General features: G+C 73.6%; 23 protein-coding genes. 9 read left to right on the forward strand and 14 right to left on the reverse strand.

The window, feature by feature from the left end; all coding sequences use genetic code 11:
- The first annotated feature begins 15 nt into the window (after window positions 1-15).
- The 3 genes from HB370_RS20900 (at window position 16) to HB370_RS20910 (ending at window position 1,636) form a co-directional block, all read left to right on the forward strand.
- Complete coding sequence (locus HB370_RS20900) at window positions 16-561, forward strand: DUF5994 family protein (protein ID WP_030780682.1); 546 nt, start codon at window positions 16-18, stop codon at window positions 559-561.
- A 242-nt stretch (window positions 562-803) separates the two neighbouring features.
- Entirely contained in the window at window positions 804-1,100 is a 297-nt protein-coding gene (locus tag HB370_RS20905; RefSeq protein ID WP_030780679.1) for a hypothetical protein, read from the forward strand.
- Complete coding sequence (locus tag HB370_RS20910; protein ID WP_030780676.1) at window positions 1,097-1,636, forward strand: DUF5994 family protein; 540 nt, start codon at window positions 1,097-1,099, stop codon at window positions 1,634-1,636. Before HB370_RS20905 ends, HB370_RS20910 begins: the two co-directional genes overlap by 4 nt.
- On the opposite strand, the gene HB370_RS20915 is transcribed toward HB370_RS20910, so the two are convergent.
- The 6 genes from HB370_RS20915 to HB370_RS20940 form a co-directional block, all read right to left on the reverse strand.
- Window positions 1,627-1,782 (reverse strand): DUF6131 family protein, encoded by a 156-nt coding sequence (locus tag HB370_RS20915; RefSeq protein ID WP_167345733.1) that lies wholly within the window; start codon window positions 1,780-1,782, stop codon window positions 1,627-1,629. The genes HB370_RS20910 and HB370_RS20915 overlap by 10 nt on opposite strands.
- 102 nt (window positions 1,783-1,884) lie before the next feature.
- Window positions 1,885-2,493 (reverse strand): hypothetical protein, encoded by a 609-nt coding sequence (locus tag HB370_RS20920; protein WP_030780673.1) that lies wholly within the window; start codon window positions 2,491-2,493, stop codon window positions 1,885-1,887.
- Between the two features lie 26 nt (window positions 2,494-2,519).
- The gene (locus HB370_RS20925; protein ID WP_078637476.1) at window positions 2,520-3,182 is read right to left on the reverse strand and encodes a DUF6286 domain-containing protein; all 663 of its coding nucleotides are present in this window, start codon (window positions 3,180-3,182) and stop codon (window positions 2,520-2,522) included.
- 55 nt (window positions 3,183-3,237) lie between these two features.
- Window positions 3,238-3,630, reverse strand: coding sequence for an Asp23/Gls24 family envelope stress response protein (locus HB370_RS20930; protein WP_030780669.1), 393 nt, complete (start codon window positions 3,628-3,630; stop codon window positions 3,238-3,240).
- On the reverse strand, window positions 3,627-3,794 hold the full coding sequence (locus HB370_RS20935) for a hypothetical protein (protein ID WP_030609522.1): 168 nt from the start codon (window positions 3,792-3,794) through the stop codon (window positions 3,627-3,629). Before HB370_RS20935 ends, HB370_RS20930 begins: the two co-directional genes overlap by 4 nt.
- A 7-nt stretch (window positions 3,795-3,801) precedes the next feature.
- Window positions 3,802-4,287 carry an Asp23/Gls24 family envelope stress response protein gene (locus tag HB370_RS20940; protein WP_030780665.1) on the reverse strand — a complete coding sequence of 162 codons (486 nt, stop codon included), beginning with the start codon at window positions 4,285-4,287 and terminating at the stop codon, window positions 3,802-3,804.
- Window positions 4,288-4,447: 160 nt separating this feature from the next.
- Between HB370_RS20940 and HB370_RS20945 the strand changes: the two genes are divergently transcribed.
- The 3 genes from HB370_RS20945 (at window position 4,448) to HB370_RS20955 (ending at window position 6,830) form a co-directional block, all read left to right on the forward strand.
- Complete coding sequence (locus HB370_RS20945) at window positions 4,448-5,038, forward strand: RNA polymerase sigma factor (RefSeq protein WP_030780662.1); 591 nt, start codon at window positions 4,448-4,450, stop codon at window positions 5,036-5,038.
- On the forward strand, window positions 5,029-5,664 hold the full coding sequence (locus HB370_RS20950; RefSeq protein ID WP_030780659.1) for an Asp23/Gls24 family envelope stress response protein: 636 nt from the start codon (window positions 5,029-5,031) through the stop codon (window positions 5,662-5,664). Before HB370_RS20945 ends, HB370_RS20950 begins: the two co-directional genes overlap by 10 nt.
- 122 nt (window positions 5,665-5,786) lie before the next feature.
- Window positions 5,787-6,830 (forward strand): AI-2E family transporter, encoded by a 1,044-nt coding sequence (locus HB370_RS20955; protein ID WP_030780656.1) that lies wholly within the window; start codon window positions 5,787-5,789, stop codon window positions 6,828-6,830.
- A gap of 6 nt (window positions 6,831-6,836) precedes the next feature.
- Here HB370_RS20955 and HB370_RS20960 read toward each other — a convergent pair whose 3' ends face one another.
- Complete coding sequence (locus tag HB370_RS20960) at window positions 6,837-9,014, reverse strand: SpoIIE family protein phosphatase (RefSeq protein WP_030780653.1); 2,178 nt, start codon at window positions 9,012-9,014, stop codon at window positions 6,837-6,839.
- Between the two features lie 153 nt (window positions 9,015-9,167).
- On the opposite strand from HB370_RS20960, the gene aspS reads away from it, so the two are divergent.
- Window positions 9,168-10,931 (forward strand): aspartate--tRNA ligase, encoded by a 1,764-nt coding sequence (aspS, locus tag HB370_RS20965; protein ID WP_030780652.1) that lies wholly within the window; start codon window positions 9,168-9,170, stop codon window positions 10,929-10,931.
- A gap of 18 nt (window positions 10,932-10,949) precedes the next feature.
- Here aspS and HB370_RS20970 read toward each other — a convergent pair whose 3' ends face one another.
- Complete coding sequence (locus HB370_RS20970) at window positions 10,950-11,654, reverse strand: nucleotidyl transferase AbiEii/AbiGii toxin family protein (RefSeq protein WP_030780647.1); 705 nt, start codon at window positions 11,652-11,654, stop codon at window positions 10,950-10,952.
- Between the two features lie 146 nt (window positions 11,655-11,800).
- Between HB370_RS20970 and HB370_RS20975 the strand changes: the two genes are divergently transcribed.
- Complete coding sequence (locus HB370_RS20975; protein WP_030780644.1) at window positions 11,801-13,144, forward strand: polysaccharide lyase family 1 protein; 1,344 nt, start codon at window positions 11,801-11,803, stop codon at window positions 13,142-13,144.
- A 72-nt stretch (window positions 13,145-13,216) separates the two neighbouring features.
- On the opposite strand, the gene metG is transcribed toward HB370_RS20975, so the two are convergent.
- The 4 genes from metG to HB370_RS20995 form a co-directional block, all read right to left on the reverse strand.
- Entirely contained in the window at window positions 13,217-14,932 is a 1,716-nt protein-coding gene (metG, locus tag HB370_RS20980) for a methionine--tRNA ligase (protein ID WP_030780641.1), read from the reverse strand.
- Window positions 14,933-15,055: 123 nt separating this feature from the next.
- Window positions 15,056-16,705, reverse strand: coding sequence for a VWA domain-containing protein (locus tag HB370_RS20985; RefSeq protein ID WP_030780638.1), 1,650 nt, complete (start codon window positions 16,703-16,705; stop codon window positions 15,056-15,058).
- Window positions 16,706-16,792: 87 nt separating this feature from the next.
- Window positions 16,793-18,736 (reverse strand): FUSC family protein, encoded by a 1,944-nt coding sequence (locus HB370_RS20990; protein WP_030780636.1) that lies wholly within the window; start codon window positions 18,734-18,736, stop codon window positions 16,793-16,795.
- A 67-nt stretch (window positions 18,737-18,803) separates the two neighbouring features.
- Window positions 18,804-19,592 (reverse strand): alpha/beta fold hydrolase, encoded by a 789-nt coding sequence (locus tag HB370_RS20995; protein ID WP_030780633.1) that lies wholly within the window; start codon window positions 19,590-19,592, stop codon window positions 18,804-18,806.
- Between the two features lie 88 nt (window positions 19,593-19,680).
- On the opposite strand from HB370_RS20995, the gene HB370_RS21000 reads away from it, so the two are divergent.
- Window positions 19,681-21,027 (forward strand): PLP-dependent aminotransferase family protein, encoded by a 1,347-nt coding sequence (locus HB370_RS21000; RefSeq protein WP_030780632.1) that lies wholly within the window; start codon window positions 19,681-19,683, stop codon window positions 21,025-21,027.
- Between the two features lie 264 nt (window positions 21,028-21,291).
- Here the strand turns inward: HB370_RS21000 and HB370_RS21005 are convergent, their stop codons facing one another.
- A complete protein-coding gene (locus HB370_RS21005) occupies window positions 21,292-22,224 on the reverse strand; it encodes a hypothetical protein (protein WP_030780629.1) in 933 nt (310 codons plus the stop codon).
- A gap of 359 nt (window positions 22,225-22,583) precedes the next feature.
- Window positions 22,584-23,066 (reverse strand): membrane protein, encoded by a 483-nt coding sequence (locus HB370_RS21010; RefSeq protein WP_030780626.1) that lies wholly within the window; start codon window positions 23,064-23,066, stop codon window positions 22,584-22,586.
- Between the last annotated feature and the right edge of the window lie 157 nt (window positions 23,067-23,223).

The raw sequence follows: 23,223 nt of genomic DNA on the forward strand, positions 1-23,223 counted from the left end.
GGACAGGTCCGCATCATGACCGTGACCATTGACCGTACGGCAGCCGGACGGCGCACGGCCTTGCCACCGGCCCGGCTGTCCCTGACGCCCCTGCCGGGCGGTCTGGACGGCGTGTGGTGGCCCCGGTCCCGGGCCCTGATCCGTGAACTGCCGTCCCTGACGGCCGCGTTGGGCGCTCTGCGGGGGCGTGTCACGGAAGTCGCCGTGCACCCCGCCCACTGGCCCGTCCTCCCGCACTGGGTGTCGGACGCCGGGCGCACCGTGCGGGTGAGCTGGTCCGGCGAGGAGCAGGATCCGCACAGGCTCACTCTTCTCTCCGCCGACGGCCGCCGGGACCTGCTGGTGATCCCGCCGGGAACCGGTGCGGACGCCGCCGCGCGGCTGATGGCCGGCGTCGGCGGCGACGCCGGGGTCCGGGAGGGCCCGGCCGACGGGGCTGATGCCCGCAGGAGGGAAGAGGCGTGGGAGACCGACGGCGGAGCGGGTCCCCCGTCGTCCCCGCCCGCGCCCATCGGCTCGACCGGGCTCCGGCAGCCCGCCGACGGAGGTGAGAGGACATGACGGTCACCGTCGTCGCCGTGCTGCTCGTCCTGGTCGCCGTAGGAGCCGTTCTGATCCACCGGCTCAATGCCCAGCACGGCGAACGGATCGCCGACTTCCACTACAGCGACGCTCTGCCGGGGGTCGGCCGCCGGCCACGGAGGCACCGCCTGCCGGCGGCGGCCACCACCGTTCCACCGGTCCCCACCGCGACGGCGACCGGCGCATCCGATCCGGACGAGGGGGACGGAGGAGGGCACATCATGGCCGTGCTGCGCGAGCGGAAGGGTTACCGCGAGAAGATCATGCGGGCTCTGTACCAGGCCGCCGAGGGCAATCGCCTCCTGGGCGTCGAGGGGGCGAAGCTCCGCGACGACCTCGGAATCCCCGCACCGGATCTGGCCGCCGCCTGCTCGTACCTGGCGGGTGAGGGCTGGGTCGTCGTCGACTGGGGGAGGGGCAACACCCCGGAGATGATCACGCTGACCCACCGGGGGATCCGGCGGATGGAGACGGACGAGGAAAGCGGCGTTCCTCCCGAAGGCGGGGTGGCACCGTGACCGGCTCCGGAACGCCCGGCACGCCCAGGCCGCTGCCGGACGCCGTCCACACGGCGGTGCGTCCCGGAACGGCCCTGCTGCGGCTGGAGACGACCCACGCACGCGAGGGGATCCTGGACGGTGCCTGGTGGCCGCGCTCCCGGGACGTCGCCGCCGAACTGCCCCCGCTGATCACCGCGCTGACCGAGTACCTGGGACCCGTCACCCGCGTCGGGCTGGACAGCGGTGCCTGGGACGGACTGCCGACCCGGCTGACGGTGGACGGCCGGGTCGTGCACCTCGACTCCTTCCCGGTCGGCGACGGCACCGTCCTCGTCACCCGAGGAGACCAGGACCACTTCTCCCTGCTGGTGGTCCCGCCGGACACGGCGCCCGACGCGGCACGCGCCGCGATGGCCAGGGCCGTCCGGGCCGACAACGTCACCGGGGCCGGACAGATCCTCATCGACATCGCCCTCGGCACCCCCGCCGTCGATCGCTCCGGTCCCCCGGCCACCGGCCCGTCGCCGACCGGGCCCGGCCCCGGTCACCAGTAGTGGCGTCGGCCGGCGACGGCGTGTCCCATCGCGCCGAGGATCCACAGGATGACTCCCACGACCGCCAGGATGATCCCGATGGTCCACAGGATGGATATCCCGGTGAGGAAGCCGATGACGAGCAGGATGATGCCCAGGACGATCATGATCTCTCCCTTGGGGAGTAGTGCCGGTTCCCCCGCGTGCCGCGGACGGCCACGGGGGCGCTGAAGTCGAACGGGGACGGTCGGCCTCCTTCCTCTTCCTCCCTACTCGGCGCGGTGGGGCCTGTGGCGGGTGACGTGGAGGCGGACCTCGGTGGGCAGGTCAGGCAGGCCGGTGGACCGGCGAGCGGTGCGCAGCGGGCCTTCGCAGAGGGCACCGAGGACGGCGCGCGGCACGGCCTCGGGAGTGAGGGTGAGCCCGACGCGGGTGTGATGGCGGGCGGGCCGGCCGGTGATGCGTACGGTCGCGTGGTCGACCCCCGGCAGGGCCCCGGCCTCGGTCTCGATCGCGTCGCTGAGCGCGCTGTCGCGCACCTCGACGCCCTCCTGCGGGGGTGTGCCGCCGACGGGCAGTGAGCCGGGTCGGTGCCGGCGCAGTTGGGCGAGCAGCCACCACAGGGCGAGCAGGGCGACGAGGGCGAGCGCGGCGATGACCGCGGGCCACCACCACCAGCCCTGGCCGCTCCAGCGGGTCCGGTCGGCGGAGCCCAGCAGGACGTCGGCCGGGGCGGTGAGGGGCCAGCCGTCGGGCGGGACCAGATCGCGCCGCCGGTAGAGGTCCAGTCCGGCGGAGAGGATCAGCAGCCCGCCGCCGAGCAGCACCAGTCCGGTAAGGCCCAGCAGACTGCGGTTGAGTGAGGATCGCGGCGTCATGGCGGGCTCCGGTGCTGCGAGGTCGGTCAGTCGGTGCGTCGCCGCACGCGTACGGCGACGCGGGGAGGACGGGCGAGGGCCAGCCGGTCGCACTCCTCGTCGAGGGCGGCGACGAGGTCCTCCTTCACCTGCCGGGGGTCACGGAAGCGGACGTCCACGCGCGCTCTGACGCGGTGGCGGCGTACCCGGACGCGTGCCGCGCCGACGCCGGGGACCCGCGTCGCGGCGTCCCGCAGCAGGGCGGCGGCCCCGTCGCGGTCCAGGGAGGCCCGCAGCCGGGGGCAGCCGGCGGGGCGGCTCAGGGGCAGCCAGCGGCGCAGACCGGGGGTGAGCGCCAGGACGATCAGCCAGGCGCCGACGGCGGCGGCCACGGCGGCGCCCGTGAGCATCCATACGTCGTCCACGGGGCGGGTGGCCAGCGCGTCGGTCAGATGCCGTCGCCACGCCGCCGCCGGGCGTCCGGCCCGTACGGCGATGACGTCGGCCAGCGCCGCGACCGCCGCGACGAGGATCACCGCGGCGACCAGCGCGGCCGGGACGCGGCGCGCGGACCACGGCCGGTGGGCCCGGTGGCCGCCGTCGCGCCCACCGTCCGGCACGTCGCGTTCGGGTGGGCCGGGCTCCTTCGCCAGCGGCACCGTGGCACGCTCCTCGGCGTCGCGGCCGGGAGGACGGGGGTCCGGTGTCATCGGGATGCCCCTTCCTGTGCCGCGGGCCCGGTGGTCGGGACCGCCGTGCGGCCGCTCACCGGACCCGCCCCCGGCCCGCTTCGGCGGCGGTCACCAGCCGCCGGACGGTGAGGGTGATCTCTCCCACGCGCAAGCCGGTCAGCTGGGCCACCCGTTCGGCGACGTCCCGCCGGATCCGCTCACAGACATGGGGGATGTCGGTGGGGTAGGGCAGATCCAGGGCCAGATGCAGGCGCACCGACCCGGTACGGACGGCGGCGGTGGCGCTGGGCGCCGTCGGCCCGCCCCGCTCCGGCGGTACGGCGGCGCGCCTGGACTGGGCCGTGCGTGCGGCCTGGGTCGCGATGCGGGCGACCACCCGGTCCGGGATGACGGTGGCGCCCCGCTCGGCCGGGGGCGGCAGACCGGTGCCCGACGTCTCGCGGGCGGAACCGGGCCCGGTTCTCACCGCTGCCTCCGGGACCGGAGGTCGAGGTCACCCTGCACGGCGAGACCGACGACCAGCCCCACCGCGCCCAGGACCAGCACCAGCAGAAAAGCCCAGAAGCCGCCGAAGTATCCGGCGAAGCCCAGGGCCATACCGGCCACGAGGCCCGTCGTAGCTGCGTTCATCGTGTACTCACCTCACGCGGCCCTCGTCCGGTCCGGCCTCTTCCTCGTCGTCGGGCAGGTGGACGTCGTCGACGGCGACGTTCACCTCGACGACCTCCAGGCCCGTCATCCGCTCCACGGCGCCGATGACATTGGTGCGGACGCCGCCGGCGACATCGACGATGGAGACGCCGTAATCGACGACGACGTCCAGGTCCACCGCCGCCTGACGCTCGCCGACCTCGACCTTCACCCCTCGCGTGACGGCTCCGGCGCCGCCTCCGGGGACGCGTTCCCGCATGGCCCCGAAGGCGCGGGCCATCCCCGCTCCGAGGCTGTAGATGCCCGGCACCTCGCGGGCGGCCATGCCCGCGATCTTGGCCACCACGCCGTCCGCGATGGTGGTCTTCCCCCGTGTCTCGGCCGGAGCCCCGGCCCCGGTACGGCCCTTGAGCGCGCTCACGCCCGCGTCGGGCCCCCCGCCCCCGCCGACGCTGGTGATGTTGTCCGTCATGGCGGTCGCCTCGATCGGTTCGCTCGGTCGGACACCGGTGTGGCGCCCATCGCGAAGTTGGACATACCGGGCATCACATTCCTCACGCGGATGCGATGTGATGTGCGTCACAAAGCCCTCGCGGGTACCCGGACGGTCCCGAGCTTTGTGCGGGAACGTCATGACCGAACGCGCTGTCCCACCACCGCCGGAACCCGACCTGCCAGGACGCGACCTCCCGGACGGGCTGCTGGTCGTACGGGCGGCCGAGGGGGACGAGGACTCCTTCGCCGTTCTCGTCCAGCGGCACGGCCGGCCCCTCCTGGCCCTGGCCCGCTGCATGCTCGGCAACTCCCAGGACGCCGAGGAGGCGGTTCAGGACGCCTTCGTCAGCGCCTGGCGGCGACTCCCGGAATACCGCCACGGCGCGGAGTTCCGCACCTGGATGCACCGGATCACCGTCAACCGCTGCCTGACCATGCGGCGGCGCCGGCCGCCGCCGCTCCCGCTGGACGCCGTCGCCGAGCCCGCGGCGGAAGACGCCTGGAGCCAGCCCGCCCGGTCCGCCGAGCAGGACGCGGCCACCGCCGCCCTGTCCCGCGCGCTCAGCGATCTGGATGCCGGGCAGCGCATCTGCTGGATCCTGCGGGAGGTGCAGGGCCTGTCCTACAAGGAGATCTCCCATGTCGCCCGGACCAGCGAACAGACGGTGCGCGGCAGGCTGTTCAGGGCGCGCCGATCCCTCCAGGAGGCGATGAGCCCATGGCGCTAGACGGCCCGCGGACGCGGCCTTCCGAACCGGCCGACGGTCCTCCGTTCCAGGGCGATGAGGTGCTCCCCTGCGGCCGGCTCCTCAGCCGGGCCTGGGAACAGGCCCGGGACGCGGCGCCGGCCGCCGACCCGCACACCCTCTCCTGCCCGCACTGCCACGAGGCCGCCGAGGGACTGGCCGTGGTGAGCGCGGCCACCCGGGCACTGCGCGCCGAGGCCACGCCCGTCCTCCTCGCGCTCGTCGGACGCGTCATGGGGATCGTCAGGGCAGAGGTACGGCGCGGGCGGCTGCTGCCCGTGGCCGGCCCCGGCCGGGGAATGCGCATCGCCGAGAACGCCGCGGCGAAGGTGCTCCGGCGGGCCGCCGACACGGTCCCCGGTGCCAGGGCCGCGACCTGCCGGCTCGTCCCCGTGGGTGAAGGCACCGGTGTGCGGGTGACCATGACCCTGGCCGCCGCTCTCGACCACCCGTTGCCCGAGCGGGTCCGCCAAGTGCGCCGATCGGTCCTCCACTCGGCCGGACAGGACCTGGGCATGGCCGTGACGGCCGTCGACATCGCCGTGGTCGACGTCCTGGAGCCGGAGCCGTTCCGCCGTCCTGGCCTCCCGGACGGCCGCGGTACGTGACGACCGTCCTCCGCACGGCCAGTCTCCCCGGCGGCGCACACCTCGACGGCCGGCAGGGCACACCTCGCCCGTCCGGACCCGCGCGGCGGGACGGCGGGCGGCGCGTGTGATCGGCTGGGACCGTGCTCCCGCTGCCCGAACCCGTGCGCCGGCTCGCCGCCTGGTGTGCCGTGGTGCTGCTCGTCGCAGGGGTGGGCTGGGTCGGCGTACGGCTGTGCGGTGAGCTGCGCACGGCCGTCACGCCGGTGCTGCTCGCCCTGCTCGGCACCGCGCTGCTCGGGCCGCTGTACCGGTGGCTGGTGCGGGCGGGGGTGCGGGCGTCGCTGGCGGCCGGGCTCACCTGTGCCGCCGTCGTGGCCGTCGTCGGCGGCGCGGTGTACATCGTCGTCGCCGCGCTCGTCGACAGCGGCGCGGCGATCCTCGCCTCGCTGCGGAACGCCGCCAAGGGGGTCGCCCGGCACTTCGGGGCTGCGGGGACCGGGCTCGACGATCTCGCCGCCAAGGTGCCCGAGCTGCTGCGCAGGTTCGGCGGCACGGCCGCGTCCAACGTCGTCAGCGGGGTCGGCCTGGTCACCGAGGGCATCGCCATGGCCGTCCTCGCGCTGCTGCTCGTCTTCTTCTTCCTGCGCGACTCCCACCGCGCCCTCACGGCCCTGCGCGCCCTCGCGCCCGGCGACAGCGCCGACACCGTGGAGGCCGTCGCCCGGCGGGCCTTCGCCGCGGTGGAGGGGTTCATGCGCGGGACGACCTTCATCGCGCTCATCGACGCCCTGTGCATCACCGTCGGCCTGCTGATCCTCAAGGTGCCCGGCGCGATCGGGCTCGGTGCGCTGGTCTTCGTCGGCGCCTACGTCCCCTACCTCGGCGCCTTCCTCTCCGGCGCGGTGTCCGTGCTGGTCGCCCTCGCCGACCGGGGGTTCGTGATCGCGCTGTGGGTGCTCGGGGTGGTGCTCGCGGTGCAGGTGCTGGAGGGGCATGTGCTGCAACCGGTGATCCAGAGCAGGACCGTGCGGATGCACCCGGCCGTGGTGCTGGTGGCGCTCACCGCGGGGGCATCCGTCGCGGGCATCCTCGGCATGCTCCTCGCGGTACCGGTGACCGCGGCGGCCTTCGGGGTCTGGGCGGAGCTGCGGGAGCGCCGCGGGGAACCGCCGGCCGCCCGCTAGCGCTGCCTACGGGACGTACGACCCCGGCGGGGTTCCGGGTGCGCCCGCCCCCGTCCGTTCCCTCAGTTCGAACCAGATGCTCTTGCCCTCGCCCCGGGGGGCCACGCCCCACGTGTCCGCGAGGAGCTCGATCAGCATCAGGCCGCGGCCGGAGGAGGCCAGTTCGCCGGGACGGCGCTTGTGCGGGAGGTCGTCGCCGGTGTCGAAGACCTCCACCCGCAGCCGCCGCCCGCCCTCCCCGCACAGGACCTCGGCGAGCAGCAGGGCGTCGGCGTCGGTGTGCACCAGCACGTTGGTGACCATCTCGGAGACCAGCAGCACCGCCGAGTCGACCTGCTCGGGCGAGGCCCAGTCGTGCAGCAGCTCGCGCAGGTGCTGGCGGGCCTCGGCGATCCGGTCCGGCTCGTCCTGGGCCACCGACAGCAGGGTGCGCCGCACCGGGGGACCGGCCGTGACGGTGCCGTCGCGCCCGCAGGCCGCGGCCGGCCGGCACAGCAGCACCAGCGCGATGTCGTCCTCGCGGCGGTCGGCCAGCGGGCCGGTGGTGTGGTGCGAGGACGGCCCGTGCACCGCCTGCACCAGGGCGTCGGCCAGCGTCTCCAGGTCCTCCTGGCGGTACTCGCCCGCCCGGTGGTCCTCCAGCAGCATCCGCAGTCTGCGCCAGCCGCTCTCCAGGTCGTGCCCGCCGGTCTCGATCAGACCGTCGGTGCACAGCATCAGCGTCTCGTCGGGTTCGAGGGTGAACCGGGTCGTCGGGTAATCGGCGTCCGGGTCGACGCCCAGCGGCAGCCCGCCCGCCGTCGGCCGCATCATCACCGTGCCGTCCGCCATCCGGATCACGGGGTCCGGGTGCCCGGCGCGGGCGACCTCCAGCATGCCGGTCGCCGGGTCGGCCTCCACGTACAGGCAGGTCGCGAACCGCGGGTCGGCCAGGGCGTCCGGCCCGGAGCCGTCGGTGACCCCGTGCAGGAAGCGGGAGGCGCGGGAGAGGACGGCGTCCGGCCGGTGCCCCTCGGCGGCGTAGGCGCGCAGCGCGATCCGCAGCTGGCCCATGATCCCGGCGGCGCGCACGTCATGGCCCTGGACGTCCCCGATGACCAGCGCGAAGCGGCCGGAGGGCAACGGGATCATGTCGTACCAGTCGCCGCCGACCTGGAGTCCGCCGCCGGTCGGGATGTACCGGGCGGCGATCCGCATCCCCGGGATCTCCGGCCCCAGCGACGGCAGCATGGAGCGTTGCAGGCCCTCCGTCAGCTCGCGCTCCGACTCCGCGGCACCGGCCCGGGACAGCGCCTGGGCGAGCATCCGGGCGACCGTGGTCAGCACCGCCCGCTCGTCGGGCGTGAACGCCACCGGGTAGGTGAACGCGGCCATCCAGGCGCCCATCGTGCGCCCGGCGACCGTCAGCGGCAGGAACGCCCACGAGTGCCGGCCGAAGCGCCGGGCGAGCGGCCAGGTGGCCGGGTAGCGGTCCCGGTACTCCTCCGGGGAGGACAGATAGACGGCCCGCCCGGTGCGGACCACCTCGGCGGCCGGGTAGTCGGTGTCCAGCGGCATGTGGGAGAAGGGGTTCATGTCGCCGGGATGGTGTCCGTGCTGGCCGGTGATCGTCAGCCGGTCGCCCTCCACGCCGTAGACCACGAGGCCGTCCGGGGAGAAACCCGGCATCGACAGGCCCCCCGCCACCCGCAGCACCTCGGCCGTGGACCGTGCCTCCGCCAGCGCCCGGCCCGCGTCCAGCAGGAACGCCTCCCGGGAGCGCCGCCAGTCGCCGGTGACCGCGCTGCGGGCCGCGGGCGTGCCCGGGGCGGGTTCGGTCACCTCCTGGAGGGTGCCGATCAGTTCGTAGGTGCGCCGCTCGGGGTCGAAGGACGGCTTGGACCGGCTGCGGACGACCCGCAGGATGCGGCCGTCGGCGTCCATGACCCGGATGCGGACCTCGGCGAGGGTGCCCTCGGCGGCGGCCAGCCGCACCACCCCGGCGACCTCGTTCCAGTCGACGGGGTGCAGCCGGGCCCGGGTCTGGGCCTCGGTGAGGGTGACCGGCCGCGCGGGCAGCCCGAGCAGCCGCGCCGCCTCCGCGTCCAGGGTGACCAGGCCGGCGGCCGTGTCCCAGTGCCACAGTCCGGTCGCGAGGGCGGCGAGGACCTCCCCGACGGACGGCAGGGGCTCGCCTGTGCGCATTGTCCCACTTTATGGAGAGGTGACCGATGGGTGCCACCTAGGCGGGCGGACGGTAATCGTGGGGAGCCGTTCTTGGGGTGCCCGGTACCCTTGGGATGGCCTAGGCCGTACCCGCCTGGCGACACCCGATCCGCACAGACTGGATGAACGACGATGCATCGGTACAGGTCCCACACCTGCGGCCAGCTCCGCGCCTCTGACGTCGGCACCGACGTCCGGCTGAGTGGCTGGCTGCACAATCGGCGCGACCTGGGCGGCATCCTCTTCATCGATCTGCGCGACCACTACGGCATCACGCAGTTGGTCGCCCGCCCCGGCACCCCGGCGTACGAGGCCCTGGACAGGATCTCCAAGGAGTCCACGGTCCGCGTCGACGGCCGCGTTGTTTCACGTGGAACCGAGAACGTGAACCCCGACCTGCCCACCGGTGAGATCGAGGTCGAGGTCGCCGAGGTCGAGCTGCTCGGCGCGGCCCAGCCGCTGCCCTTCACGATCAACACCGAGGACGGGGTCAACGAGGAGCGGCGCCTGGAGTACCGCTTCCTGGACCTGCGCCGCGAGCGCATGCACCGCAACATCATGCTGCGTACGGCGGTCATCGGCGCCATCCGCCAGAAGATGACGGCGCTCGGCTTCAACGAGATGGCCACCCCGATCCTGACGGCGACCTCCCCCGAGGGCGCCCGTGACTTCGTGGTCCCCTCCCGGCTGCACCCGGGCAGGTTCTACGCCCTGCCGCAGGCCCCGCAGCAGTTCAAGCAGCTGCTGATGATCTCCGGCTTCGACCGCTACTTCCAGATCGCGCCCTGCTTCCGCGACGAGGACGCCCGCGCCGACCGCTCGCCGGGCGAGTTCTACCAGCTCGACGTCGAGATGAGCTTCGTCGAGCAGGAGGACGTCTTCCGGCCCATCGAGCAGCTGATGACCGAGCTGTTCGAGGAGTTCGGCGGCGGCCGTCACGTCACCTCCCCGTTCCCGCGGATCCCGTTCCGCGAGGCGATGCTCAAGTACGGCTCCGACAAGCCGGACCTGCGCGCCAAGCTGGAGCTGGTGGACATCACCGACATCTTCGAGGGCTCGGAGTTCAAGGCGTTCGCCGGCAAGCACGTGCGCGCCCTGCCCGTCCCGGCCGTGCAGGACCAGCCGCGCAAGTTCTTCGACCAGCTCGGCGACTTCGCCGTGTCGCTGGGCGCCAAGGGCCTGGCCTGGGTCCGGGTCGGCGAGGACGGCACGCTGTCCGGCCCGATCGCGAAGTTCCTCACCGAGGAGAACGTCGCCGAGCTGACCAAGCGCCTGTCGCTGGCCCCCGGCCACGCCGTCTTCTTCGGCGCGGGCGAGTTCGACGAGGTTTCCAAGATCATGGGCGCGGTCCGCGTCGAGGCCGCCAAGCGCGCCGGCCACTTCGAGGAGAACGTCTTCCGGTTCTGCTGGATCGTCGACTTCCCGATGTTCGAGAAGGACGAGGACACCGGGAAGATCGACTTCTCGCACAACCCGTTCTCGATGCCGCAGGGCGGTATGGAGGCGCTGGAGACGCAGGACCCGCTGGACATCCTGGCCTGGCAGTACGACATCGTCTGCAACGGCGTGGAGCTGTCCTCCGGCGCGATCCGGAACCACGAGCCGGACATCATGCTCAAGGCGTTCGAGATCGCGGGCTACGACCGCGAGACCACCGAGCGCGAGTTCGCGGGCATGCTCCGCGCGTTCCGCTTCGGCGCCCCGCCGCACGGCGGCATCGCCCCGGGCGTGGACCGTATCGTCATGCTCCTCGCGGACGAGCCCAACATCCGCGAGACGATCGCCTTCCCGCTCAACGGCAACGCCCAGGACCTGATGATGGGCGCCCCGACCGAGCTGGAGGAGTCCCGCCTGCGCGAGCTGCACCTGGACATCCGCAAGCCGCAGCCCAAGTAAGCGAACCACCGCCAGGGCTCAGCCGCCCTGCTCGTCGGACGGCTCGTCGGACGGCGCGTCCGGGGACGCGCCGTCCTCCAGCAGCCGTTCGGCGATGTCGTCGGACCAGGCTTGCGCCCAGGCGCGCAGGGCGGCGACGTCGTCCTCGGCCAGGCCGTACCGGAGGAAGTCCCGGTCGGCGTAGAAGTCCGTGCCCGTCAGCCGTGACTGGAGGGTGGGCAGGTCGAACGGGTCGTGGGCGTGCCGCCGGCCCAGTTCCTCCAGGTCCGGCAGCGAGAACCGGTCCGCGCAGGCGCGGGCGTCGACCAGGTCGACGGCCGCGCCCCGGTCGTACAGCGCCCGGATCTTCGTGCCGACGGCGTCCGCGAGGCAGAGCGCCGGGCCGTAGCCGGTCGGCTCCGGAGGCTGCCAGAACGTCTCCTTGTGCAGTGCCAGCGCGCACGGCTCCCCGGTGGGCGGATCGGTCACCGTCAGCCGCACGGTCAGCGCGGTGACCGCGCCGGTCGCCACCCCCCACCCCCGCTCCTGAAGGGCCCCGCCGACGGCGGCGGCGATCCGCTCCATGGGCTCGGCGCTCTCGGTGGCCAGGTCGACATCGGCGTGCGGGCGGCTCAGCAGACCGTGCGCCTGGAGGGCGTAGCCGCCGGCCAGCACCAGACCGTACGGGCCGCCCGCCGAGGCGGCGTCCGCGAGGAGCCGGCGATGGGGTTCGGGGATGTCCACGGGGACGATTCTCCGGCCTGCCGGGCCCGGGGCGCGACACCTGACCGGGCCGCGGGGAAATTTTCCCGCGCCGGCGGCAACCTCCCGGCGCCGGGCGGCCACTGAGGAGTCGTAAGGCATGTACGACAGACCCTAAGGACTCCTCCGTGGCAGCTCCCTCCCACCGCCGGTCCCTCCGCAAGCGGCGCGTTCTCGCCGTGTCCGCCGCCGTCGTGGCCGCGGGCGTGGGCGCCGGGGTGTTCGTGCTGAACGCGAACGCCGACGGCGTCGACCTGTACCACCAGACCCTCCCCGCCAAGGACGGCTGGGCGGCCTCCGGCACGGGGACCACCGGCGGCGCGAAGGCCGACTCCGCGCACACCTTCACCGTCTTCACCCGCGCCCAGCTCGTGAAGGCGCTCGGCTCGGCCTCGGACACCACGCCCCGCATCATCAAGGTCAAGGGCACGATCGACGCCAACACCGACGACAGCGGTAAGAAGCTGACCTGCGCCGACTACGCGGCCGGCACCGGCTACTCGCTGTCCGCCTACCTCAAGGCCTACGACCCGGCCGTCTACGGCCGCTCCAAGCTGCCCTCGGGCACCCAGGAGAAGGCCCGCGCCGCCGCCCAGGACAAGCAGGCGAAGACCATCGTCTTCAAGGTGCCGGCCAACACCACGATCGTGGGCGTGCCCGGCACCAATGCCGGGATCACCGGCGGCATGCTCCAGATCCAGAACGTGGACAACGTCATCGTCCGCAATCTGACCTTCTCCGCCACCGAGGACTGCTTCCCGCAGTGGGACCCGACCGACGGCGACGACGGCAACTGGAACTCGAACTACGACTCGGTCACCCTGCGCGGCGCGACCCACGTCTGGGCGGACCACAACACGTTCACCGACGCCCCCCACTTCGACAAGGCCAACCCGAAGTACTTCGGCCGCGAGTACCAGATCCACGACGGTGCCCTGGACATCACCAAGGGCTCCGACCTGGTGACCGTCGAGCGCAACCGGTTCACCGACCACGACAAGACGATGCTGATCGGCTCCAGCGACAAGGACAGCACCGGCAAGCTGCGCGTGACGATTCACCACAACGTGTGGAAGGGCATCGTGCAGCGGGCCCCGCTGGCCCGCCTCGGCCAGATCCACCTCTACAACAACGTGTACGACACGACGACCGTCAACGGCTACGCGCCCCAGTACAGCATCAACTCGCGCGCCAAGGCCCAGGTCGTCGCGCAGGCCAACTACTGGACGGTGCCGAGCGGGGGCAAGGTCGCCAAGCTGCTCAGCGGCGACGGCACCGGCTCGGTCGCGGGCAGCGGCAACCTGGTCAACGGCACGGTCACCGACCTGGTCGCCGCGTACAACGCCGCGAGCTCCAAGAAGATCAAGACGACCGTGAACTGGACCCCGGCGCTCACCGCGGGCCTTGAGACCTCGGCGAAGAACCTGCCGGCGGAACTGTCGGGCACCACCGGCGCGGGCGTGCTGAAGTAACCCCGCCGTACGCGAAAGGGCGCCGGGCCGCGACGGCCCGGCGCCCTCCTCACGCGGACGGAAGCGGCGGGGTCAGCCCTCCTCGCCGCCGAAGCGCTCCTTGTACGCGGCCAGGTCCTCGTCCGTCAGCTTGGCGAACAGCACCGGCGGCACCGTGAACGGGGTGCCGGCCGGGACGGCGGCCAGGGCCTTGGCCTCCTCGGCGCTGACCCAGGAGGCGGTGTCGTCCGGCAGGGCGAAGGCACCGCGCATCGCCGCCGAGGTGGCCGGGATCAGCGGCTCGGAGACCACCGCGTACAGGTGGATCAGGTTCATCGCCGTACGCAGGGTGAGGGCCGCGCCCTCCTTGTCCGTCTTGATCTCCAGCCAGGGGGCCTTCTCCTCCAGGTAGGAGTTGCCGGCCGACCACAGGGCGCGCAGCGCGGCGGCGGCCTTGCGGAACTGCAGGGCCTCCATCTGCTCCTCGTACTCGGCGAGCAGCCGGGCGATCTCCTCGCCGAGCCGCGCCTCCGCCTCGCCGGGCTCGCCGCCGGCCGGGACCTCCTCGCCGAACCGCTTCTTGCTGAAGGACAGCACGCGGTTGACGAAGTTGCCGAGGGTGTCGGCCAGGTCCTTGTTGACCGTGGCGGTGAAGTGCTCCCAGGTGAACGACGAGTCGTCTGACTCCGGGGCGTTGGCGATCAGGAAGTAGCGCCAGTAGTCGGCGGGCAGGATGTCCAGGGCCTGGTCGGTGAAGACACCGCGCTTCTGCGAGGTGGAGAACTTGCCGCCGTAGTACGTCAGCCAGTTGAACGCCTTGACGTAGTCGACCTTCTTCCACGGCTCGCGCACGCCCAGCTCGGTGGCCGGGAACATCACCGTGTGGAAGGGGACGTTGTCCTTGGCCATGAACTCGGTGTAGCGGACGGTGTCGTCGGCCTCGTACCACCATGCCTTCCAGTCCCGGTTCTCCGGGTCCTGGTCCGCCCACTCCTTCGTCGCGCCGATGTACTCGATCGGGGCGTCGAACCAGACGTAGAAGACCTTGCCCTCGGCCGCCAGCTCCGGCCAGGTGTCCGCCGGGACCGGGACGCCCCAGTCCAGGTCGCGGGTGATCGCGCGGTCGTGCAGGCCCTCGGTCAGCCACTTGCGGGCGATGGAGGAGGCGAGCTGCGGCCAGTCGTCCTCGTGCCGGGCGACCCACGCCTCGACCTCGTGCTGGAGCTTGGACTGGAGCAGGAAGAGGTGCTTGGTCTCGCGGACCTCCAGCTCGGTGGAGCCGGAGATCGCCGAGCGCGGGTTGATCAGGTCGGTCGGGTCCAGCACGCGGGTGCAGTTCTCGCACTGGTCGCCGCGGGCCTTGTCGTAGCCGCAGTGCGGGCAGGTGCCCTCGACGTAGCGGTCCGGCAGGAAGCGGCCGTCGGCCGGGCTGTAGACCTGGCGGATCGCCCGCTCCTCGATGAAGCCGTTCTCGTTCAGCTTGCGGGCGAAGTGCTGGGTGATCTCGACGTTCTCCGGGCTGGAGCTGCGGCCGAAGTAGTCGAAGGCGAGCGCGAAGCCGTCGTAGACCGCCTTCTGCGCGTCGTGCGCGCGGGCGCAGAACTCGGCCACGGGCAGGCCCTGCTCCTTGGCGGCCAGCTCGGCGGGGGTGCCGTGCTCGTCCGTCGCGCAGATGTAGAGGACGTCGTGGCCGCGCTGGCGCAGATAGCGGGAGTAGACGTCCGCCGGGAGCATGGACCCCACCATGTTGCCCAGGTGCTTGATCCCGTTGATGTACGGAAGGGCGCTGGTGATGAGGTGTCGAGCCATCGTGGCTGCTCCCAGGTCGCTGCTTTTCTGCGGTTTCGAACCTTCAAATCGTAGCCGACACGGGTGGGCCGCCCGCTTCCCGTTTCGCGGACCGGGAAGGGGCGGCCGGGGCACTACGGAGCGTTACGGGCGCCAGTCGGCGAGGACACCTTCGTACAGCTCGGTGTCCGTCAGCTCGCGGGGGGTGGGGCCCGCGTGGAAGAAGGACGCGTTGGGGGTCTTCAGCCTGCGGAGGTAGTCGAAGGCCTTGTTGTCGTGGTCACCGAAGGCGACGAAGGAGAAGAAGACGCCCGGGTGGGTCTCCGCGGCCTCGGTCAGGGCCTGGGTGGCGGGGGTCTTGGCGTCGGGGGCGCCGTCGGTCTGGAAGACGACGAGTGCGGGGACCGTTTCGCCGTTGACGTGCGTGTCGTGGTGCCGGTCGTAGTGGTCGAGTACGGCGGCCACGGCGGCGTGGTAGCTGGTACGGCCCATGCGGCCGAGGCCGGCGTGCGCGTCGTCGATCTTCGTGTCGTGGCCGGGGGTGAGGGAGAGATCGGTGGTGCCGTCCACCTCCGTGGAGAAGAAGACGACGTGGACCGTGGGGTCGGGGGCGGGGTCCAGGTGGGCCGCGAGGGCGAGGGTCTGGTCGGCGAGGGACTGGGCGGAGCCGTCCTTGTAGTACGGGCGCATGCTCGCGGAGCGGTCCAGCACGAGGTAGAGCTTCGCTCGGGTGCCGGTGAGGTTCTTCTTGCGGAGGGTGGTCGTGGCTGCCTTGTAGGCGGTGGCGAGGGCGGGGGTGCGGGACTTGACCTTGGTGAGGGGGGTGGCGGGTTTGGGCTTGGGCGTGGCCTCGGCCTCGGCTTCGCCTTCGGCGGTCGTGCTCCCACCCGCACCGCCCGTGCGGGTTTCGTTGTCGGGTGCGGGCCCCTGCGGGGCGGTGTGCGCCGGCGCCTCGGCTTCGCCTTCGGCGTCCGTGTTCCCACCCGCACCACCCGTGCGGGTTTCGTTGTCGGCTGCGGGTGGCCCCTGTGGGGTGTCCTCGCCGTCGGCGGCCTGCGGGGTCGTGTCCGCCGTCGCCTCGGCTTCGCCTTCGGCGTCCGTCGGCGGCTCGGGCTTCGCCTCAGCGGGGGCTGTCGCCTCCGCCTGCGGCGCGGGTTCGGCTTCTGTCTCCGGCACCGTCTCCGGCTCAGATCCGGCTGCTGCCTCTGTTACGGGCTCCGGCTCGGCTGCCTCCGTTACGGGCTCTGGCTCGGCTGCCGCCTTGGGCTCGGGCTCGGGTTCGGCTGCCGCCTTGGGCTCGGGCTTTGGTTCGGGTGCTGCCTTGGGCTCGGGCTTTGGTTCGGGTGCTGCTTCCGCCACGGGCTCCGGGGCTGCTGCTGCCTCCGTCATGGGCTCCGGGGCTGCTGTTGCTTCCGGTTCCGGGGCTGGCTCGGCCTTCGGCTTCGGTTCCGGTTCGAGGTCGGCTGCCGTCTTCGTTGCTGCTTCCGGGGCGGCGCCTGTTTCCGTCACGGCTTCCGGTTCCGGCTCGGTCGGGGCCGTTGGCTCCGGGGCCCTCTCCGGCTCGGAAGTGGTCTTCGCTTCCGGCTCGCCGGTCTGCTGCTCCGCCGGAGGCGTCTGATGGGGGACCTTGACCTTGTCGAAGGCCGCTGCCACCAGGTCGTGTTCCTCGGGAGAGGACTGGCGGGGTTCGGGGACGGGCGGCTGCTCGGGGGTCTCGGGGGCACCCTCCGGCTCGGTGGCTCGTGGCTTGCGTGAGCGGCCGAACGCGTTCCGCAGGAGAGTGAGAATGCCCATGTGCGCAACCCTTCGCGTGAGTTGTAGCCCGTCGATCGCTGGCCAGGACGGACACGTAAGGTTAGCGGCCCGCCGGTGCGGGACCGGTCAACGCGGCGACGTGATCGAGCGGGCCGCCGCCACCTCCTGGCGCAACGGCTCCAGCACACTGTCCGCCGGCCCGGTGAGATCGGTGCGTACGGCGGTCAGGGTCCGTGCCCGCCGTACGCCTTCGGCCAGCTCCCGTAGTTGCAGGGTCACCTGCGCGATCTCCGCCGGTGACGGGGGCGCCGCGCCGTGCTTGACGCGGACCCGGGCCGCCGTCGTGGCGTCGACGATGCGCTCCACCGCCACCACCAGCGGCCACCACGCGGCGGCCCGCCGGCCGGTCGGCGGTGGCTCGGTCAGGGCGCGCTGGAACTCCGTGCGGATGACGGACAGGTCGCGGTAGAGGCGGCGGCGCATCCGGGCCCGCGCGGCCGGGTCGACTCCGGGGCCGAACGCCCTCTCGACGTAGACCGCCGTGTCGGCCACCGCGTCGGCCAGCCGGTCGCCCACCCGGGTGTGCCAGCTCTCCGGCCAGCACAGGTAGCCGGCCGTCAGGGCGATCGCGCAGCCCAGCAGCGAGTCGTTCAGCCGGGGCAGCAGCAGGGCCGTGCCCTGGCGGTTGAGGACGTCGGACAGCAGGAGGATCACCGGGGTGATGGCCGCGGTCTGGTGGCCGTAGCCCCGCGGGGTCAGGGCGGGGATCAGGGGCGCGAGGAGGAACAGGACCGGTACGTCCCACCAGCCCAGGGGGACCTCGGCGAGGACCACCGCCGCCACCACCAGGCCGGCCACCGTGCCCACGGCGCGCATGAGGGCGCGAGAGAAAACCGAGCCGAAGTCCGGCTTGAGGACGAAGGTGACGGTCAGCGCGACCCAGTAGGAGCGGGGGACCGGGACCAGGGAGACCAGCGCCTGGGCGAGGCCGATGCAGAGGGCCAGCCGGACGCCGTAGCGCCAGGAGTTGGCGGACAGCATGACGTTGCGCGCGGCCCGGGCCGTGCGGACGCCGAGCGTGGCCGGACGGCCCAGGCGGTCGTCGATGCCCCGGGGGTCGACATCGGGCGCGGCGACCACCTCGGCGGTGTGGCGCAGGGCGTGGTCCACCGCCCGGGCCGTCTCCGTGGTGGGCACGGGGAGGTCCGGGGGAGGCGCGGGAGCCGTGCCCGCCGCCACGTCGCGGGCCAGGGCGCGGACCGCCTCGGGGATCCGCGGGGGCAGCGGGCGGGCCGCCAGGTGGGCGGCGGGGGCCGCCTCGATCACCGGGGTGATCGCGTTCAGCTGGGCCAGCAGCCGGGTCAGGTCCGGGCTGCGGCCGTGGTGCCGGGCGCGCCGGGCGAGGATCAGGTCGTAGGACTCGTTCAGGGACTGGGTGACCGCACGGCGGGCCTCCTCGTACGCGTCGGCGCGGTCGGTGCCGGCGGTGGCGAGCAGGTCGGCGACCGCGCGGTAGGTGGCGGCGACCGCGGTCCGCTCGGGGACCCCCGCGCGCAGCGGCCAGGCCAGCAGGGCGAGGAGCAGGACCAGCAGGCCGCCGCCGGTCATCAGGGCCGGGGCCAGCCACCAGGGGGAGGGCATCGGCAGGCCCGCGCCGACCACGCAGTTCAGGAGCAGCAGCAGGCCGGAGACCGAGGCCACCGCGCCGATCGTGGAGATCATCCCGGAGACCAGCGCGACGCCGGTGACCGCGGCGACCGCGTACCAGCCGTGCCCGTACGCCAGGGTGCCCAGGGTCACCCCGACCGCGCCGAAGAGCTGGGGGACGGCGATGTTGAGGATGCGCATCCGGTAGGCGTCGGCGGTGTCGCCGATGACTCCGGACAGTGCGCCCATGGAGGCGAGGGCGCCGTACGCCGGGCGGTCCGCGGCGAGGCCGGCCGCCAGCGGGAGGGCCATGGCGACGGCGGCGCGGGCCACGGCGGCCCAGTTGACCGGCGCCTGCTGGGGTTTGAGGTTCCGCACCAGCCAGTCGGGAGGGGTCAGGCCGATGGGGAACTCTCGGGGCATGGGCCCATTATGGGGGAGTGGTGAATTTTGGGGCGTTTCCCGTCGGGCGGGGGCGCGGGGGCGGGGGCTACGCGTTCTCGTCCAGGCGGGTCAGGAACGCGGCCAGGTGCCGGTTGAACTCCTCGGGGCGCTCCAGGTTGGGCAGGTGGGCGGCGCCCTCGATGACGTGCAGGGCCGAGTCGGGCAGGGCCGCGTGCATCTCCTCGGCGTCGGCTACGGGCGTGTAGGTGTCGTCGGCGCCGACCAGGACCAGGGCGGGCACGGTGACCCTCGTCAACAGGGCGCGGTAGTCGGGGCGTTCGGCACGGCCGCGCAGGGCCGCCGCGGCGCCCTCGGGCGGGGTGGCCGTCATCATGCGGTGCACGTGCGCCTTGACCTCGGCATCGGCGTAGGGCGCGACCATCTTCTCCAGCACCTCGTCGGCGTAGCCCCGCATGCCCTCGGTCAGCAGCCGGTCCGCCATGGCGTTGCGGCCCCGCTTCCCCTCGGGGGTCTCGGCGGCGGGGAAGGTGTCGGCGAGGACCAGGCCGCGGATCCGGTCGCCGAAGCGGTCGTGGCACTCCATGACGATCTGGCCGCCCATGGACAGACCGGCCAGGACGAAGGAGTCCACGGCCAGGTGGTCCAGCAGCTCGGCGATGTCGTCGGCGTGCCGGGAGAGCGGGACCGTGCCGGGGGTCACGGGGGAGGCGCCGTAGCCGCGCAGATCGGGGGCGATCACCCGGCGGCCGGCGGAGAACTCCGCCAGCTGCGGGTCCCACATCGTGCGGTCGAAGGGGTGGCCGTGGACGAGGACCAGGGGAACCCCGGGAGAGGTTTCGGGGCCTTTGTCGGTGTATGCGAGGAAGGGGGGCATGGGCACGACCCTAGGTGTGGCCCTTCGCTCGGCGCAATAAGATCTTTGCCCTCGGTGCAATCCAACGCACCGGAGAACAGGGGGACTTGTGGACGACTACCGGCGCATCGCCGACCGGATCGCGGCCGACATCACCGGCGGACGGCTCCGCCCCGGCCAACGGCTGCCACCCCAGCGGGCGTTCGCCCGGCGACGGGGCATCGCGCCGTCCACGGCGGGGCGGGTCTACGCCGAACTCGTGCGCCGGGGACTGGTGGTGGGCGAGGTCGGGCGCGGCACGTTCGTCCGGGCCACCGCGCCGGACGGGCAGCCGGGGCTCGCCCTCACCGAGGCGGCCGGTGCCCCGCTGGTGAACCTGGAGCTGAACTACCCGTCCGCGCCCGGCCAGGCCGAGCTGCTGGCCCCGGCCCTCACCACCCTGCTGCGGCCGGACGCCCTCGGCCAGGCGCTGCGGCCGGCCGCCGCCGCGGGCACCCCGGCGGCCCGGGAGGCGGTCGCCGCGCTCCTCGCCCAGGGCGGGCTGCGGACCGGACCGGAGCGGATCGTGTTCACCGGCAACGCCCGCCAGGCGATCGCCGCCGCGCTCGCCTCGCTGGTGCGGCCCGGTGGCCGGGTCGGGGTGGAACCGCTGACGTATCCGCTGGTCAAGGAGATCGCGGCGCGCCTCGGCCTGGTCCTCGTGCCGCTCGCCACGGACGCCGAGGGGCCGGTGCCCGAGTCGGTGGCCGACGCCCACCGCGCCGCGCCGCTGTCCGCCCTCTACCTCCAGACCGCCCTGCACAACCCGACCTCGCTGACCACGAGCGCCGGGCGGTTGCGGCAGCTCGCCGACTGTGTCCACAGGCTGGGGATACCGGTGGTCGAGGACCGCATCTGGGCCTTCCTCCAGCCTGGCGGCACACCCCCGCTCGCCGCGCTCGCGCCCGGCCTGGTACACCTGGTGGACAGCCTGTCCAAGCGGATCGCGCCCGGCCTCACCGCCGGTTTCGTCGTCGCGCCCCGGGACCGGGCCGAGGCGGTGGCGCGGGCCGTCCGGTCCGGCGGGTGGAGCGCGGGCGGCTTCGCGCTGGAGGCGGTGGTGCGCTGGCTCGGCGACGGCACCGTGGACCGGCTGGTGGCCGCCAAGCGGCAGGACGCGCGGCGCCGCCAGCGGCTGCTCGCCGAGAAGCTGGCCGGGTTCGCCGTACGTTCCGACCCGGCCGCCTATTTCGCCTGGTGGGAGCTGCCGGCGCCGTGGCGGGCGGACACGTTCACGGCCGCCGCGCTGGACCACGGGATCGCCGTCACCCCCGGCACGGCCTTCGCCGTCGGCACCGGCCGCGCTCCGGACGCGGTCCGGCTCGGCCTCGGCTCCGCGCCGGAGCGGGAGCTGGCACGGGCACTGGTGACCCTCGCCGGCGTGGCGCGGGAGGGGGCGGGCGCGGTCGGTGGGTGAGCCGGGTGGTGGGGGTGGTCTTCTGGTGGTTGCCGGGCCGTAGGGCACGGTCGCGTGGGGGATGGCCTTCGTCGGCGGTACCGGTCAGGCTGGGCCCGGGTCGGTGCGGGGGCGGAGTCGGGCGGGCGTCGGTGACGCTCGCCGGTGGGGCGTGGGAGGGGTGGGCGGGGTCGGTGGGTGAGCCGGGTGGTGGGGGTGGGTCTTTCGGGGGTCGCCGGGTTGTAAGGGCACCGGTCAAGTGCGGGAGGGCCTTCGTCGGCGGTGTCAGGCCTGGGCCCGGGTCGGTGCCGGGGCGGGGGCAGGTGCGGGGGTCGGTGCCGGTGCCGGTCGGCGGCGTCGTGCGGGGCGGGGCAGTCGTAGCCGACGGGTGAGCCAGATGGTGAGGGTGACGGCGATGCCGAGGCCGAGCAGCAGCCAGGCAGCCGTGCGCAGGGAGCCGGTCAGGGCGTCGTAGACCGCGCCCGCCGCGCCGTGCGACACCCCGGCCGGCAGGTCGGCCAGGGTCAGGGCGCGGCCGACGCGGAGGGCGAGCACCAGCAGCGCGCCGCCCAGGGCCGTGCCCAGGGCGGTGGCGGCCACCGCCCGGCGGCGGCGGACGGCGAGTGCGATCCCGCCGACGGCGAACGCCACGGACGCGGCCGGCAGCCAGGTACCGGCGACTTCGAGCACGTGGAACCCCTTCCGGAACGCGGCCAGCCGGTGCGCCGGGAGCACGGCGACCGCCGTGTGCTCCACCGGGATGTGCGCGGCGAGCGGCACGTGGTCGCGGGCGAGCTGACGTTTGACCTGCGCGGTGACGGGAGCCAGGTCGACGGTGACGGCGCCCTCGTCCCGGGCCCGCAGGGCGCGCAGCACGGCGTCGTGGGTGACCCGGTTGCCGGTGTCCCAGGCCAGCCGGAACGCCCGGGTCTGGGTGAAGGAGCGCACCGCGTCGCGCACGAACGGGCGCACCGGGCCGGGCGCCGGGCGGACGTCCAGGCGCTGGTCCACCGCGCGCAGGAGGCCGTCGCCGACGGTGTCCGCGACGGCCTCCCGCACGGCCGGGTCGGCGGCGAGCGGCGCCATGGCGGTGACGTACCGGCCCGTGTCGGCCAGCCCGTACGCCGCCCAGGCCGCCAGCGCGCCGAACGGGGCGAGGAGGCAGGACAGGGTGATCAGTACGGCCGACAGGGCGCTCCTGAGGCGTCGTGAGGGCACATGTCCAGACAAGGGCCCCCGGGGCCGGGGCGCGAGCGGGGGCACTGCGTTCGGGCGGCGGGAGGACCCGCTCGGCGCAATCGCGGACCCACTTGGCGGGGTCCCCGACTCGCGGGACGGGGCGGACCCGCGGGACGGCGTGGACGCGCGGAAGGGCTCGGAAGGGCGCGGAAGGGCTCGGAAGGGCGCGGAAGGGCGCGGAAGGTTCCGTCCTCCGGTGGAGCGTTCACCCGGACGGGTGTTTGCTGGTGCTGGGTGGTTCCGGCGCGGCCGGCTTCTCATGGGTCGTGGAGCCGGACCGGGCCCGGAACCACGCCGGCGCACGCCGGTGCGTATGTCGCCCGGCGTACGCGCGCCGTTCAGCGGATCCGGCGTCCGAAGGCGTCCTCCCGCGTGTAGTAGCGGTAGAAGAACGCGATGAAGGTGGCCGCCGCGACCAGCAGGGCGATCAGGATCGCCCGGAGCACCGGCCTGCCGGACTGGGCGTACAGGAACCCGAACGCGCAGCCGACGAACGCCGTCCACAGCAGCGCGTGCGCCTCCCGGATCATCCGGGGCGCCAGCGCCAGCAGCGCCATGCACAGCACCGCGAACACCAGCGCGCTGACGAAGCCGAGCAGCAGGTTCCAGCCGGTGATCGGGCCGCCGGAGCGGTTGTTGGCCGCCACCCAGTAGCCGTAGACGAGGCCCAGCACGATGGGCACGCCGATCCTGGCCAGCTTGTGCGTACGGGCGTCGAAGACGTCGGGCGGGCGGGCGCGTACATCGGTCGCCCGGCCCTCCACCTCGGGTGTGCGGCCGGGACGGGACATGCCGCCGGGTGCGGGTGCCGCTTGAGCCATGAGAGCACTCCTCTCTCTCCTCGCCCCCGAACTGTCTCCGCTACCAGGGCACACCGGGGTGCGGGGCCCGGCAACTCGGCCGGGAGGGTGCCGGGTGCCCGGATGCGTGCGCATGTCCCCCGTGTTTCGCTGAGGACATGGAGGGCTGCCGGCCGTG

Source organism: Streptomyces sp. DSM 40868 (assembly GCF_011820545.1).
Classification (GTDB): Bacteria; Actinomycetota; Actinomycetes; order Streptomycetales; family Streptomycetaceae; genus Streptomyces; species Streptomyces eurythermus.

Coding starts and splice junctions, on each gene's coding strand:
- HB370_RS20945 (WP_030780662.1), top strand. CDS start 4,448: ATGACCGAACGCGCTGTCCCACCACCGCCGGAACCCGACCTGCCAGGA.
- HB370_RS20985 (WP_030780638.1), bottom strand. CDS start 16,705: ATGGGCATTCTCACTCTCCTGCGGAACGCGTTCGGCCGCTCACGCAAG.
- HB370_RS20900 (WP_030780682.1), top strand. CDS start 16: ATGACCGTGACCATTGACCGTACGGCAGCCGGACGGCGCACGGCCTTG.
- HB370_RS20935 (WP_030609522.1), bottom strand. CDS start 3,794: ATGAACGCAGCTACGACGGGCCTCGTGGCCGGTATGGCCCTGGGCTTC.
- HB370_RS20920 (WP_030780673.1), bottom strand. CDS start 2,493: ATGACGCCGCGATCCTCACTCAACCGCAGTCTGCTGGGCCTTACCGGA.
- HB370_RS20950 (WP_030780659.1), top strand. CDS start 5,029: ATGGCGCTAGACGGCCCGCGGACGCGGCCTTCCGAACCGGCCGACGGT.
- HB370_RS20925 (WP_078637476.1), bottom strand. CDS start 3,182: ATGACACCGGACCCCCGTCCTCCCGGCCGCGACGCCGAGGAGCGTGCC.
- HB370_RS20905 (WP_030780679.1), top strand. CDS start 804: ATGGCCGTGCTGCGCGAGCGGAAGGGTTACCGCGAGAAGATCATGCGG.
- aspS (WP_030780652.1), top strand. CDS start 9,168: ATGCATCGGTACAGGTCCCACACCTGCGGCCAGCTCCGCGCCTCTGAC.
- HB370_RS20960 (WP_030780653.1), bottom strand. CDS start 9,014: ATGCGCACAGGCGAGCCCCTGCCGTCCGTCGGGGAGGTCCTCGCCGCC.
- metG (WP_030780641.1), bottom strand. CDS start 14,932: ATGGCTCGACACCTCATCACCAGCGCCCTTCCGTACATCAACGGGATC.
- HB370_RS20915 (WP_167345733.1), bottom strand. CDS start 1,782: ATGATCGTCCTGGGCATCATCCTGCTCGTCATCGGCTTCCTCACCGGG.
- HB370_RS20940 (WP_030780665.1), bottom strand. CDS start 4,287: ATGACGGACAACATCACCAGCGTCGGCGGGGGCGGGGGGCCCGACGCG.
- HB370_RS20990 (WP_030780636.1), bottom strand. CDS start 18,736: ATGCCCCGAGAGTTCCCCATCGGCCTGACCCCTCCCGACTGGCTGGTG.
- HB370_RS20995 (WP_030780633.1), bottom strand. CDS start 19,592: ATGCCCCCCTTCCTCGCATACACCGACAAAGGCCCCGAAACCTCTCCC.
- HB370_RS21010 (WP_030780626.1), bottom strand. CDS start 23,066: ATGGCTCAAGCGGCACCCGCACCCGGCGGCATGTCCCGTCCCGGCCGC.